This window comes from Psychrobacter sp. NPDC078631 (assembly GCF_050268165.1).
GTDB lineage: Bacteria > Pseudomonadota > Gammaproteobacteria > Pseudomonadales > Moraxellaceae > Psychrobacter.
Genome location: NZ_JBNNGG010000001.1, coordinates 976,785 through 991,711 on the forward strand (window position 1 = coordinate 976,785; position 14,927 = coordinate 991,711).

Sequence of the window (14,927 nt, forward strand, 5' to 3'; positions counted from 1 at the left end):
TTTAGTAGGTAACATATGGCATGTAGAACGCTTAGTCATAGAGCCCATATCTTAAGATCAATGTGTGCTCTATATCATAACGTACCATACAAACCTAAAATTTAGCCTAACTCACCTTATCCCACATCTTGCTTAGACGCTTGGGCGATACTGCCATACGTGTTTTCATAGGCTGAGCAAACAGTTGAATACGATACTCTTCCACCATCCAGCGATACTCACTAATGGCTTCTTTGTCCGCACGTCCTGCTAGTCGCTCCATATGCAAATCAAGCGCGTATACACCATCAAGGTCGGCATCGAGATTGTGCTCCAAACGCTCTAGTCTAATCTGTAACGCTTCAAGATAGCGTGGATACTGTTGCCAATGGCTATAATCCATCCGATAAACAAAATCAGCCAAATGTAAATCTTCTAACTGATCTTCGATATCATCGATAGACTCACCAAATATTTCACGATCTAACATCAATAGCCCTTGGCGAATACGTTGCCAACGAGTGTAGACATTCTTAAGCGTTTTGATAACGCTTTGACCAGTTAATAAGAAGTTATTGACTACCACTTCGAGCGTCTGGGCATACTCCTTAGAGGTAAACGGTAGCTCCTCGCTCAATCCAACTGCGATGTCATCGGCGCTTTCTGGTAAATTCTCAGAATGATCAAATAAGACATAGTGCTCTTCGAGAGCCGCGTCTAACGCAGCATCTATAACGATCGTTTTGAGTTTATCCATATCGCCAAGTGGCGCAAATGCCAGTTTAAATATACTGTCGATTTGGCTCGTTAGCTGCTTTTTCTTTGCACCCAGTTTGCCTTTGATTAAAGTCAGCACCCCGATACGATGTGCTTGAAGTGCTGCATTGACATCAGTGTATTGATGAATCGATACAGCTTCTCCCGCTTCATCAGCGACGAGCGCCGCAAACTGTTTCATTACCACGCCTGCGCTATGATGATTTTTGCTAAAAGCAAAATGCTCAGGAAACTCAGTATGCACGCCTTGCTGTTCATTTACCGCTTGACTGGTCTCAGATGCATGACGAATCTGTAGGGTTTGCAGATCACGGCCTTTTTCGATGATACGGTTTTTCTCATCGACCACGCAGATTTGTGGCTGCAAATAACGATCAATCGTAGATGGATTGAAGTTCTCTGGCGTCACCGACATGATACCGCGACGATGTAATGACTGACACAGCTGTTTCAGTAACCCTTGTCCACCCTTTGGTTGCAACTCATCAAACAAACTGTCTGCAGTATTGGGTATCGGTACGATTTGACGACGTATCTCTTTTGGTAGCGACTTGAGAAGCTGCAACACCAATTCATAGCGCCAACCGGGCACGCCCCACAGTAGCTCAATAGCGTCGAGCTGCGGTAATGCGGCAAGCGGTACACGTATGGTCACACCATCATCATCGCTGGCTGGATCAAATATATAACGGAGCGGCAGTTTTAAATCGCCCAGTTGCCACACTTCTGGGAAGTCCCCTGTGGTCGGTGCTTGGCTATTAAGTACGTCTTCATCAGTAAAGAATAGATGCTTGGCATTATGTTTCTCTACTTCTGCACGCCAATCTTCAAACGCTTTGCGACTGGCAACGTGTTCAGGGATTTTCTTGTCATAGAACTGATAGAGCGTCTCTTCATCCACCAATAAATCACGGCGACGCAGCTTGTCTTCGATACGCTCAACATGAGCAATCTTGTCCATATTATGTTGCAAAAATGGTGCATTGCGACCAAAATTACCCGTAACCAAACCATCACGGATAAATATCTCTCGTGATTCAACTAAGTTAACTTGCTCATAATTGGTCAGCTGCTTACTAATAATAATCAGTCCAAACAGACTGATCTGTGCGTAGGCTTTGACGCGTCCTGTTTTCTTAGACCAATGTGGTTCGAAGTAATGATATTTCAGCAAATCACCTGCCGCTGAGATAATCCATTCTGGTTCGATTTTGGCAACGGTACGCATAAATACTTGCGAGGTTTCGACCATCTCAAACGCCATTACCCAAGGTGGTATTTGTTTAAACACTGTGCTGGCTGGGAATATCTTGGCCTTTTGCTGACGCGCCGCCAAATACTCACCGCGACTTTCGGTTTTATGCGCAATAATAGACAGCAGACCCGTCAATAATGCTCTATGCAAATTAGCATATTTGACGGCTTTTAGCTCTTCGTCTTCGATCGCTGTCGGATCATTGACAGCCACATTTTTATCAGAAGTTTTTGATTCATTAACATCAGTTAATTTCAGCTCAGTGACCATTTGTACCAACTGACGATGCGTCTGATGCCATTCACGTACACGCGGGAAGCTTAAATAGTTCTTCTTAGTAAACTGCTTACGCTGATTACCAGACAGTTTATTGCCGTCTTCATCTTTTTCAAACAGCGCCTTCCATAGACTCAGATAAAACAAAAAGTCAGAGTCGTCTTGACGGAAGACCGCATGCTTTTGATCCGCTTGCGTACGTTTATTGGCAGGACGCTCGCGTGGATCCTGTACAGCAAGCGCTGCCACAACGATCAGCATTTCGCGAATACAATCAAAATCAGAACCAGCCACCAGCATACGTGCTAACCTTGGATCGATTGGCATACGTGCCATTTTCTGACCAGTTGCTGTCAAGCGCAGGTGATCAAGCCCTTTTCTAGTTTTTGGCTTGTTGGTTTTGTCCTGAGCAGCAGTATCTTTCTTGGAAGTAATAGCGCCCAATTCATCTAGCAATTTATGACCATCAGTGACCAATCGGCTATCAGGCGGCTCAATAAATTCAAAGTCATCCACACTACCCAGACGTAAATTGGCCATTTGCAAGATTACTGACGCTAAGTTAGTACGTAGAATCTCAGGCTCAGTAAACTCAGGGCGGCCACTAAAATCTTCTTCACTATAAAGACGAATACAAACACCTGGAGCAACACGGCCACAGCGACCTTTACGCTGATTAGCCGCTGCTTGCGAAATTGCTTCAATCGGTAGGCGCTGTACACGAGAGCGATACGAGTAACGCGAAATCCGCGCGAAACCCAAGTCAATCACATAGCGAATACCCGGCACGGTCAATGCAGTCTCAGCAACGTTGGTCGCAATAACAATACGGCGACCTCGACCCGATGGCTGAAAGATACGCTGCTGCTCTTCATAAGTCTGCCGTGCAAACAAGGGCAGCACTTCTGTATGGCGCGGGCCATGACGCTCAAGCACTTCCTGCGTCTCACGAATCTCGGCTTCAGTCGCGGCAAATATTAAGATATCAGCTTGATCGGCATGACCTTTACTTTGCGCGTCGCTAAAGCACTCTTCGACCGCAGCAACCACAGCACGCGGCAGGTTCTCTTCAAAATCATCGTAGCTGTCGTCTTCCGAGCTATTTACTGGTTCATCTGTCAACGGACGATAACGAACTTCTACTGGAAAACTACGCCCTTCTACATTAAAAATAGGTGCAGGAACTTGCCGTTTTAGCTTGCTATCATAACGGCTGAAATACTCACTAAAGCGCTTGGTATCAAGGGTCGCCGAGGTAATAATGACTTTTAAATCTGGGCGCTTGGGCAGCATCTTTTTGAGATAACCCATAATAAAATCGATGTTTAAGCTACGCTCATGCGCCTCATCGATAATAATCGTATCGTACTTACTCAAAAACCGATCATGACCCAACTCAGCGAGTAAGATACCATCTGTCATGAGCTTTACAACAGATTGTGCTGTCCCTTGCTCATTAAAGCGAATCTTAAAACTGACCGTATTACCTAATGGCTCACCCAACTCTTCTGCGATACGGTTTGCCACACTACGAGCAGCCAATCGTCTCGGCTGTGTATGCCCTATCTGCCCTGTGATACCTCGTCCTGCTAGCATCGCAAGCTTAGGCAACTGCGTCGTTTTACCAGAACCCGTCTCACCAGCGACAATAATGACTTGATTATCGATAATCGCTTGTACTAAGTCTTCTGCGCGTTGGCTAACGGGTAGATCTAGATTTAGCTTGGCAGGTAAATCACTTGGAATACTATCAATACGTGCCTGCACGGCTTCTTGAGAACGTGTCTTTATTTTCTCGTACTGAGCACGTTTCTTGGCAAGTACATCATCTAGATTGTTCTTTTGTTCAGAACCCTGATTAGATTTTTTATTTTTAGACACAGCAGCACGTGCCAGCTCTCTTTCAAGACGGCTTAAGTAATAGCTGTCTTTGGCAAGTACTGGTAAATCCGCCAGTGCTACTGTTGGCTTCTTAGTATCTTGAGTTTCATTTACAGTAGATGTATCTGAACTGCTGTTTTTAGGAATATTGGGCTTAGAATTATTGGGCATATTTGCTTAGGCTATTTATTATGTAGAAGTGGTTAGATTATGGGGGTAATTGGGGTACGATTCAAGTTAGTCGAGTCCTGATTGCTCTCGTAAGCTATCCATTAAGTTCATTTAATCAAGCATGTATTGGGTTACTTTTATAAAATTTAGATGAACCTATTATAGCGCCAATTTCTTTAAATTCTTGATGCTTAGATAGCCAACGTATTCTTTGTCTTCGCAAGCATTCAGCTCATCTATATCACTGATAGGCTCAATCGAAAGTCGAACATTTGAGAGAAGATCATTTACGTTATATATGTCATCTATATCTACTGCAAACTTATCATCGATATGTGAGGCAGCATCAAAAGGTGATGTTTCATCTTTAAAAGTAAATTGCTTATAAAAATCACTGTTCTTCGCTTGTTTGATCGCGTCAGCTTGGTTAGGTGCAACGATGAGTAGCTTATAATGGAATTCTTCAAAACTGCCCTGCTGATAGCCACCTAGATTGATAAAGAATAACTTTAAGTCAGCAGCAGCCGTTATTTGCTGACTTGGTTCAATTAACTTGATGGCATAACTACCCACTTTAGTAATTGCTCGATATGAATCAATATGCCATTTATTTTTTACTTCAGGCCAATGTTCATTAATATCTCCTATCAAGTCACTCACTTGACTGGCTGCGCCAAAAAAAATATCGTGTTGCTCAATCAGACGACCTTTAGGACGACCTCCAAGCTGAACCATATATAGTGTTAGCATTTTACGTAATCTCTATTGAATCAAAATCCATAGTTAATCTAAAGGTAATGCTGTTATTACTAGGATAGAATGTTTTTAAGAACTGTCATATTGGAACCACTCTACCCGTCTTCAATGCAAATGCCCAATCTTCACGTCCGTTTCTTAGAGCCATATTTGCTGCTGCTTCATAGTTATAAGCCACTTTGACATGCTCAGTTTGCCAATGTTTACCTTGTTGAGTCTCAATACACTTGATAAGAGCATAATTAGCATGAGGCGAATAAGTTTGCATCTTATGAATAATAGGCAAATCATCTTCGTAAGCTGGATAGCCAACGCTACCACTATTCACAATAGTTTGTCCTGACGACAGTACTACTGTTCGCGGGATATGTGTGTGACCACATAAGATAATATCATTATCAATACCATCAAGTAACGCCAATATAGTCGCATCATTACGCACTATTGGTTGACCCGTTTCAATATCCTCTAGTAAATATATCATGTCATCGGTCGGCGAACCGTGGCAGAGGTATACATCCTCACTTACATGAAAATCAAATGGCAAAGACCGCATCCATTCAATCGCTTTTTTAGAGAGATCTTTGATAATAAAACCCATGGTTGGATTATTAGCAATTTCTGCTGTAGTGGCTTCATAAATCTGCCTATCCTGATTGCCTCTAATGGTAATAATATCATCTCGATTTGCCATTAATAGCTCATAGGTAGCATGAGGCGCTATTGGCCCGTATAAAATATCACCAAGATTGACAATCTGATCAACATCTCGATGTCTTATATCGGCAAGCACAGCTTCGAGAGCGTAGAATTACTATGAATATCTGAAATCGCAGCGATGGTTGTTATCTGTTTCTTTTCTAAGTTATTCATTTCCTGACTCACTAATCAAAAACTGCTTTACAACGTCAACGGTTGCTAACGGATCTTCTTCGTGCGGTACATGACCTAAATTATCAAATATCTTAAGCTGACTATTACGTATATCTCTATGAAATAACGCGGCGTTTTCTACAGGAATAAGATCGTCTTTTGCACCCCATAAGATCAAAGTCGGTATGTCGAGCTGCTTTATCTGCGCTTGGTCACTGGCATCATCGCTCTCATTTAGGCGACGACTTAGTGCTTGCCGATTACCTTGGCGCAAGGTCAATTCATAATATCTATCAACCAAGGCATCGTCGACTTTACTGTCATCGGCATACACGCTTAAAACGCTTTTTTCGACGACACTTCTGGGTAGGATACGATTTAAAATTGGTGACATCATTGGATATTTAGCAAGTTTAAAACCAATAGGGACATGTTTGGGCATTGCTGGATAACCAACTGAGTCTACCAATATTAACCGATCGACACGCTCAGGATACAAAGCTGCGGTGCGCCACGCTACCTTGCCTCCTAATGAATTACCAGCTAGCGTGACACGGTCCAGCTTCAAATGATTGAGTACTTCAATGACAAACGCCGCATAATTTTCGCTACTATATTGTGTGCTCTCATCCACGTAAGGACCGGTCAAACCGAACCCTGGCAAATCCATACTCAAGACACAGTATTGATCAGACAGCGCCTTGGTCCAGCCCTCCCATGTATGCAAACTTGCCGATGTACCATGCAATAAAACGATGGTTTCAGGTTGATTCTTTTCGGCTGTATTGCCACGATTTATATGACAATTAGCTGACTGCACTACATGCGCCTGCATACTTTGTATGTCTATAAATTCACTGTTGGATAGTTGCCATTGTTTTAGCTCAGCGATGGTACGATCAGGTGCCCAGTATTTTGCTATAAATACTATTATCACAGCCATTGCGCCTAGTACTACAAGAATAATTGCTTTTAATAAATACTGTGTCATGTGATCAAATCCATTTAATAAGATGACGTTAATAATAAACATTCTATACCGCTAGCTCGTATGATAAGTCATAAAAAACCCCAACGTTCAATTTGTCTTGAACATTGGGGTTTTTAGCATTTGTACATATGACTATGTCTACATGAGCTATTTAACTACAATAAGAAAAAATATGCCCAACACCCAACGATGATAGTAGAGATAATATTAAGTATGACACCTGTACGTATCATCTCTGTTTGCTTGATCAAACCTGTACCAAACACAATAGCATTTGGCGGTGTGGCAACTGGTAGCATAAAGGCACAAGATGCACCGATACCAATAATAAGCACTAAGACCTCACTCGGTATACCCATGTGCTCGGCAATTGCCACAAACACAGGTACTAAGAGCGCTGCTGAAGCCGTATTTGATGCAAACTCTGTCAAGAAAATAATAAAGGCTGAGATTGCAAGCATCACCACCAATAGTGGCGCTGTTTGTAAGCCATTAGCAACCGTCTCGCCTAGCACTAATGAGGCACCTGATACTTTTAAGATATTTGATAGCGCAATACCGCCACCAAATAACATGAGCACGCCCCAATCCGTATTGTCTGATACCTGTTTCCAAGACACCAGACCCAAGCTCACGACCGCCACTGCTGCAAGCAACGCGACAACGGCATCTGTATCTTCGATACCAACTGCAGCACCAATTTGTTTAGACAATATCCAGCTAACTGCCGTGACAATGAAAACAGTAATTGTTAATACGCGTGTCTTGGTCCAAGGAATAACTTCATCTTGCTCTAGCTTCATAGTACGGTTTAGGTTCGGCTTTAGATACAAATACATCGCACCCAACAGTACTGGTAATAGTATCAGCATCATTGGGATACCAAACTTCATCCAATCAACAAATGCGATATCCAATGCTTTTGCGGCAATGGCATTGGGCGGAGAACCCACGATAGTACCTAGACCGCCAAGGCTGGCTGAATAAGCAATACCAAGCAGTACAAACACAAAAGTACCGCGATCTTCTTTACTATCAACTTGCGTCAAGATACCGAGTGCCAATGGAAGCATCATTGCCGTTGTCGCTGTATTTGAAATCCACATGGACAAGAATGCCGTCACACCAAATATCAAAAATACTGCTGTACTGAGCTTGCCGCCCGACAACGATAGAATTTTTAGCGCGATTTTTCTATCGAGCTTTTGTACATGTAACGCGGCAGCCAAGGCAAAACCACCAAAGAAGAGATAAATAATGGGGCTAGCAAAGCTCTGCAGACCTACTTCAGCATTAAAATCAGGAATGCCAACCAAAGTACCAACTACAACCACTAAAATCGCAGTGATAGTGACGTGTATCGCCTCAGTGAGCCATAGCACACCAATAAAGAATAACAACGCTAGCCCTTTATTCGCACTGACTTCAAATGGTAATACGCTATAAATAATAAAGCTAATGATTGCCGCGATGGCGACCACGATCAACCCTTTTCCCGTTCCCTTTGGGAATGTATCTGTAAATAAATACTCATTGCCATCATTAGGAAGATGGCTATCCAGTTTTTTCTCTGACATAAATTATCCTTATTGCCTCCAGAGGGAATATGACGTCAAAAATTATTGCAATACACAATTATTGTATGACATCATGATATTCATATAGCGAATATTACGCGGGAAAATATCATATCAGAATAATTTATATATGAATACAATCTGATTAATTTTGTTTCTTTAGCTCATCTGTTTGATTCGTTAATAGCGGTCACCCTTCGACTATTTTTATTTTTAGACAATGGCTCTCTCACTGCTTTCATACAGACCTTGATTTATAAAAATTACATAAAGCCTCTAAACATTCATCATTTAGGGCTATACAAGCAAAAACTGATACCACATAATCAAAAGGTTAAATAGAAAATTATCAATAAAAACAAAAGGAATAACTTTATGACAGACGCAAATAAAACTGATGCAACCACCAAAATGGCACCAAAAGACATTAACCAAGATGGGTTGGCCGAAAAAGATCAACAGCGTACTGACGACTCTGTATTAGATATGATGCAAGGTATGCATGAACATGAAGATCATGAAGAAGATAGAAAATAAAAAATAAATCTCATGAACAATGACATTTATCTTCATTTTTAAGTAGATTATGTTTATCTAGTACAAACAAAAAAGATAGGCGTTTATCACTATGATAAGCGCCTATCTTTTTTTGGTTCCCTAACCTCTGGCAAATGATCTGAGACATAGTTGTACACAAATGCTGCTGTCGACACAATGGCGATGGGAACAAACAAAGCATCATAGCTGACTTTTGCAAACAAGAAAGCCCCTACTGCGCTACCACCGCAAAAGCAGTACCAAATAACAGCTTGAAACCCCAAGGTTGGCTTACTAATAGAGCGACCAGCAAGCCAGTTACCAATTGCCGCCCCCATGTCTGAGGTCAGCCCTGTCAAGTGAGTGGTACGAATGACCGCCCCACTATAAGTTGCCACCATCGCGTTTTGCAATCCGCAGGCCATTGCTGCTGCTAATTGCCCCAAGTAATCATGCTGCTGATATAACCAATAACTCACCAACAGTAGTGCTGCTTCTAGATATAGCGCTCGCCCATAACGACGACCGAGTTTCAATGATGTCTGTCCAATGACAAAGCCGCTCAGTATAGCTCCTGCCAAAAAGGACAGCAACAAGGTACCAATATATAAAATACTACGCGCGTCTGAATGAGCGATTGCTGCTGCAAACAAGCTTACATTGCCCGTGACATGCGACACTGATAAATTGGCAAACCCCATTAGCGCCGTCGTATTCACGCAACCAGCACTAAATGCCAATACTGCCCCGCCCCATAGTATCCACTTTGGTAACTTGGTTATCATATCCCTCGCTCAAAAGCACGTAGCTAAAAGTGCACACTGCTAAAAGTGCACATAGCCAAAAAGACTCATAGTATAACTAGAAAAGACAGCCAATTGGCTGTCTTTTCTACTATCAAGCGAATCATCTATAACAATTACTGTGCTGGTTCATCAAGCATCATCAACTGCTCACTGATAGCAACTGTATTAAATCCTGCATCAACGAACATAATCTCACCTGTGATACCAGATGCCCACGGCGACAATAAGAATAATGCAGCGTTACCTACTTCTGTCTGTGTGATGTTGCGCTGTAGTGGCGCAATTTTTTCGCTGATATCGAGCATTTTACGGAAAGATTTAATGCCGCTAGCCGCTAGCGTGCGGATAGGACCTGCAGATATCGCATTAACACGGATACCTTCACCGCCCATAGACGTTGCTAAATAACGAACGCTGGCTTCAAGACTGGCTTTTGCCATACCCATGACATTGTAGTTTGGCAATACTGAAATGCTACCTTCATAGGTCAGTGTCAGCATAGAACCATGACGCATCGCTAGTAACTCACGAGCCGCTTTTGCCAATGCCACAAAGCTGTAGCTAGAGATATCATGCGCGATGTGACTGCCTTCACGCGTAGTGGCATTCACAAAGTCACCATCTAGCTGATCCATCGGTGCAAAACCAATGGCATGTACCACACCATCAATACCGTCGCCCCAGTGAGCAGTCACTTGCTCAAAGCACGCAGCAATTGACTCATCAGAAGCTACGTCACATTCTAGAACCAAATCTGCTTCAAATTTTTCAGCGGCCATATCGACGCGTTTTTTGATTTTGTCATTCGGGTAAGTCAGAATTAGTGAAGCCCCTTCGCGGTGCAGCGCTTCTGCGATAGCCCAAGCGATAGAGAGTTTACTTGCGATGCCAGTTACGACAAATCGTTGTCCTTGCAGTAGCATAAGATTTCCTTTTGAATCAATCGAGATGATTTAGAATAAAAATTTATTTAGAGTAATTAGAAGATTGAGACTACTAAATAGTACAAATGAAAAGATGAGTTATTATACACGAATTAATTTAAGTAAACAGTCGTAAACTGTATTTGGTTCTTGTTATTGGATTGACTGATACAAACAACTAATAACGTCAAAATGACTATATAGCAGTTTATCACTTGAAGTAGTATCGACAATAAGAGTTTTTCGTGAGTTATTAAATTGCATTTTAGCATCAACACTTTACGATAAAATACTCAGACTATAGTAGTTTGCTTATTTCATGAAAAAATCGCACTTCGAATATTAACACTACAACCGTTTCGATTAAGTACCAAGCACCCCTTTATTGATTAAAGACTCAACTGCTAGCTACAGCAGTATGAAGTTCAGCAGATTTCGAGTATAATCACAGCCCTTCCCAGCTTGCACAATTTTTATAAGAGTCCTCACATGATAGGATTCAACGTTAAGCTACACCCACATTTTGGATGGCTGCCAAACTTATGAGTAACACCCCCATCATAACCCCAGATTATAAAGAAAGTACCGAATCTTATCGCCAACTGATTGCTTCAACTGGCGAAGACTTAGATCGTCCGGGTTTGCTAGATACGCCTGTACGTGCTGCAAAGGCCTTTGCCCATCTGACCCAAGGCTATCATCAAAGTATAGATGAAGTGGTCAATGATGCTGTGTTTCCATCAGCCAATCGCGAGCTGGTACTGGTACAGAACATTGAGTTTTATTCACTGTGTGAGCATCATATGCTACCGTTCCATGGTGTCGCTCATATCGGCTACTTACCTGACGGCCAAGTATTAGGACTGTCAAAATTTGCCCGTATCGTTGATATGTTTGCTCGTCGTTTGCAAATACAAGAAAACCTAAGTGAGCAGATTGCGCAGACCATTATGGATGTTACTGACTGCCGCGGCGTAGCAGTTGTCATGGATGCATCTCATATGTGTATGATGATGCGCGGTGTTAGCAAACAGCATTCAACCACGCGTAGTACCGCGATGCTTGGCGAGTATCAACACAATAATCAAGCCCGTAATGAATTTTTGGGTGCGGTACCTAAGCGTCAGCCAGCGTTTTAAGTTGCTGTTAGTTGCATAGGCTGTTGTGAATAACAACCAAACAAAAAGGACGCATATGATGCGTCCTTTTTGTTTGGCTGAGCGATAGGAAATAGTACTAACCAACTGGTTTCACATCATCTACCCAATCACCATAACCAGCAGCTTCCATCTCTGCAAGTGGGATAAAGCGAAGCGCTGCTGAATTCATGCAATAGCGCTTGCCTGTCGGTGCTGGACCGTCATCAAATACATGGCCTACGTGTGAGTCCGCGTAACGACTACGAATTTCAGTACGAGTCCCAAATATTCCTCGATCTGGCTTTTCAACCACTAAGCTCGTATCCAATGGGCGAGTAAAGCTCGGCCAACCCGTACCAGATTTATATTTATCACGCGAAGAATACAGTGGTTCACCAGATACGACGTCTACATACAATCCAGGCTCTTTGTTATCCCAGTACTCATTATCAAAGGCACGCTCAGTACCTTCTTTTTGAGTGACTTTATACTGAATATCACTAAGGGACTTCTTTAGCGCATCTTGTGAAGGTTTTACAAATGTATCTGGGTTAAAACCTTTGCTTACTTTGCTATCTGATGTGTTATTTGGCGTCACTTGCTGTGTGCTATCTGCTTCGGGCGTAAACTGACTAAAATCAAGCTCGTAGTTTTTACCATAGACACTCTCGATAAACTGATAACGACCAGAATTGAAGGTATAGGCTTTATAGCGTATCGGGTTCTTTTTATAGTAATCTTGATGATACTCTTCAGCAGGATAAAAAGTGCTAGCAGGAACAATCTCGATCACTACTGGCTTTTCATACACACCAGAGGCTTGCAGTGATTGCTTAGCCGCTTCTGCGATTTGCTTTTCTTGCGCATTGTTATAGAAAATCGCTGGACGATACTGTGTGCCGCGATCAACATACTGCCCTTTATCATCAGTAGGATCAGCGATTCTCCATAGCGCCTGTACTATGCCATTGTAAGTAATTTTCTTAGGATCATAATACACCTGCGCTGCCTCGGTATGCCCAGTACCACCTGCTGACACCTGCTTGTAGGTTGGGTTTTCAACGGTGCCACCCGTATAGCCAGACACGACTTCTACCACGCCAGGGATTTTTTCATAACCTGCTTCAACACACCAAAAACACCCACCCGCTACCGTGGCTACTGCCAATCCTGGCGTAGTCGGTGCATATGGGTTAGCGGCAGTTGTGTTCTTTACAGTAGAGCTGTTTTCAGTTGATGCGCAGCCTGCGTAAATCGCACTACTCGCTATGATAACTAACCCTATAACTTTAGATGGTAATATGCGATTCATAAAAATCTCCTAAGCGTGATGTCCTTTAGATATCCTAACGCTTTTGTATCACTGAAACATTCCTATAATGTAATATATTTACAGTTTATTAAGATATTTTTTATCAACCGGGTGCAATCACAAGATAAATTAAACGATTATTTGATAACGATCATATATTTTAGTATGAGTTAACTATAGAAATAAGACGGAAACTTTATTACCTCAATGCATTAAAAAAGCCCATCCTCCAAAGAGTAATAGACTTTTTTAGTTTAATATCATTAGCCCTATCAAAAACTATGACGCTGTTTCATTATTACTATCAGCACGTTCGTCACTTGCTTGCTTAATTTTCGTTAGAATTTCTTTGATTTCAGATGCTGATAGATAGGTGGGCACGGCATAGGTGTCACTGACTTCTTTTGCAGCTGCCTTTGCAATATCATTAAAGTCGCTGGTTTGCATACCATTGACAGTCGGATCAATGTTTAGATCTGCAATCAAGTCTCTAACTTGCGTAATAAGGTGATCTGCTATCTCACTATCGCCATTGGCTGCTTGACCATCCTGTACCATACCGGTTCTTTTCGCCAATGCAGCCAGTCTCTTTTTGCTCGCTTTACGATTGACGTCGAGCACATAAGGCAACACGATGGCATTGGCACGACCATGAGGAATACTATAGTAAGCGCCTAACTGATGCGCGATAGCATGCACATAACCCAAACCTGCTTTGTTAAAGGCGATCCCGCCGTAATGAGCGGCGATACCCATCTCTTCTCTTGCTTTTAGATTATCACCATCTTTATAAGCTAGTGGTAGATAATGCATAACAGACTTTACGGCAGAGGCTGCATAGTAATCTGTCTCTACGCTGGCATTGGCACTCATCCATGCTTCTAGTGCATGGGTCAATACATCAATGCCAGTATCTGCTGTGATATGGGTTGGCATGCCTTTCATGATAACTGGGTCAATCGCTGCGGCTAGCGGTACCATTCTTGGATCGATAGACAATGCTTTTTGATGCGTTTTATCATCCGATACTACTGCGCCAAGCGTCGCTTCTGAACCTGTGCCAGCCGTCGTTGGCACGCAGTATAAAGGCGTTGCAGGCTTTCTTGCTTTAAGAATACCGATTAGCTGCTTTGGCTTGCACTTATTGCCTTGAGACATGGCTATCATTTTGGCCGCATCGATCACTGAGCCGCCGCCAATGGCTACGATAGAGTCACAATTGGCTTCTATAGACTGACGGAGCCCTTCCTCAACTACTTTAAAAGTAGGATCTGGCGTGATACCGTCATAGATGTGATAACTGATATTTTTCGCATCTAGATAATCAGTGACCTTTGCAGGTATACCCAGTTTGTTGAGCACTGCATCCGTGACGATAAACACATTGGTATTGCCTTCATTGATAAGCATATCGCATAGCTCATCACAGGCAGTCTCACCGATAAAGAGCATTGGTCTTCTGATAGGTATCACATAAGAGACTGCTTTTAATACCTTTGCCCGAGTCTTAGCGACAGCCAAATAACCAGCATGCTGCAAACTGTTGTTCTTTACCAATTTAGTAATACTGTTTTGTGTTTTCATGGGCACAAAAATCCTTTTTAATGATTGTTTTAACTGCAATAAAGACCGTTTTTGCCAGCCAGTTAAATATTACTAATTTACGAGCGCCAG

General features: G+C 42.4%; 11 protein-coding genes. 2 read left to right on the forward strand and 9 right to left on the reverse strand.

All coding sequences use genetic code 11. The features are described 5' to 3' along the window. Window positions 1–106 precede the first annotated feature (106 nt). The 5 genes from hrpA to ACQKCP_RS03890 form a co-directional block, all read right to left on the reverse strand. Complete coding sequence (gene hrpA, locus ACQKCP_RS03870; RefSeq protein ID WP_427611359.1) at window positions 107–4,339, reverse strand: ATP-dependent RNA helicase HrpA; 4,233 nt, start codon at window positions 4,337–4,339, stop codon at window positions 107–109. Window positions 4,340–4,498: 159 nt separating this feature from the next. Further along, window positions 4,499–5,089 carry a DUF1543 domain-containing protein gene (locus ACQKCP_RS03875; protein ID WP_427611360.1) on the reverse strand — a complete coding sequence of 197 codons (591 nt, stop codon included), beginning with the start codon at window positions 5,087–5,089 and terminating at the stop codon, window positions 4,499–4,501. Between the two features lie 85 nt (window positions 5,090–5,174). After that, window positions 5,175–5,888 carry a metallophosphoesterase family protein gene (locus tag ACQKCP_RS03880; protein ID WP_427611361.1) on the reverse strand — a complete coding sequence of 238 codons (714 nt, stop codon included), beginning with the start codon at window positions 5,886–5,888 and terminating at the stop codon, window positions 5,175–5,177. A gap of 72 nt (window positions 5,889–5,960) precedes the next feature. Beyond that, window positions 5,961–6,959 (reverse strand): alpha/beta fold hydrolase, encoded by a 999-nt coding sequence (locus ACQKCP_RS03885; RefSeq protein ID WP_427611362.1) that lies wholly within the window; start codon window positions 6,957–6,959, stop codon window positions 5,961–5,963. 155 nt (window positions 6,960–7,114) lie between these two features. Next, complete coding sequence (locus tag ACQKCP_RS03890) at window positions 7,115–8,536, reverse strand: SLC13 family permease (protein WP_427611363.1); 1,422 nt, start codon at window positions 8,534–8,536, stop codon at window positions 7,115–7,117. A 375-nt stretch (window positions 8,537–8,911) separates the two neighbouring features. Here ACQKCP_RS03890 and ACQKCP_RS03895 point away from each other — a divergent pair, with 375 nt between their 5' ends. Then, the gene (locus ACQKCP_RS03895) at window positions 8,912–9,073 is read left to right on the forward strand and encodes a hypothetical protein (RefSeq protein WP_197411792.1); all 162 of its coding nucleotides are present in this window, start codon (window positions 8,912–8,914) and stop codon (window positions 9,071–9,073) included. Window positions 9,074–9,162: 89 nt separating this feature from the next. Here ACQKCP_RS03895 and ACQKCP_RS03900 read toward each other — a convergent pair whose 3' ends face one another. Together ACQKCP_RS03900 and ACQKCP_RS03905 are read right to left on the reverse strand one after the other, a co-directional pair. Further along, entirely contained in the window at window positions 9,163–9,858 is a 696-nt protein-coding gene (locus tag ACQKCP_RS03900) for a YoaK family protein (protein ID WP_427611364.1), read from the reverse strand. Between the two features lie 134 nt (window positions 9,859–9,992). After that, entirely contained in the window at window positions 9,993–10,802 is an 810-nt protein-coding gene (locus ACQKCP_RS03905; RefSeq protein WP_101205004.1) for an enoyl-ACP reductase FabI, read from the reverse strand. 542 nt (window positions 10,803–11,344) lie between these two features. On the opposite strand from ACQKCP_RS03905, the gene folE reads away from it, so the two are divergent. Continuing rightward, window positions 11,345–11,941, forward strand: coding sequence for a GTP cyclohydrolase I FolE (gene folE / locus ACQKCP_RS03910; RefSeq protein ID WP_427611365.1), 597 nt, complete (start codon window positions 11,345–11,347; stop codon window positions 11,939–11,941). Between the two features lie 97 nt (window positions 11,942–12,038). Here the strand turns inward: folE and msrB are convergent, their stop codons facing one another. Then, entirely contained in the window at window positions 12,039–13,253 is a 1,215-nt protein-coding gene (msrB, locus tag ACQKCP_RS03915; protein ID WP_427611366.1) for a peptide-methionine (R)-S-oxide reductase MsrB, read from the reverse strand. A gap of 279 nt (window positions 13,254–13,532) precedes the next feature. After that, window positions 13,533–14,837 (reverse strand): iron-containing alcohol dehydrogenase, encoded by a 1,305-nt coding sequence (locus ACQKCP_RS03920; protein WP_427611367.1) that lies wholly within the window; start codon window positions 14,835–14,837, stop codon window positions 13,533–13,535. Between the last annotated feature and the right edge of the window lie 90 nt (window positions 14,838–14,927).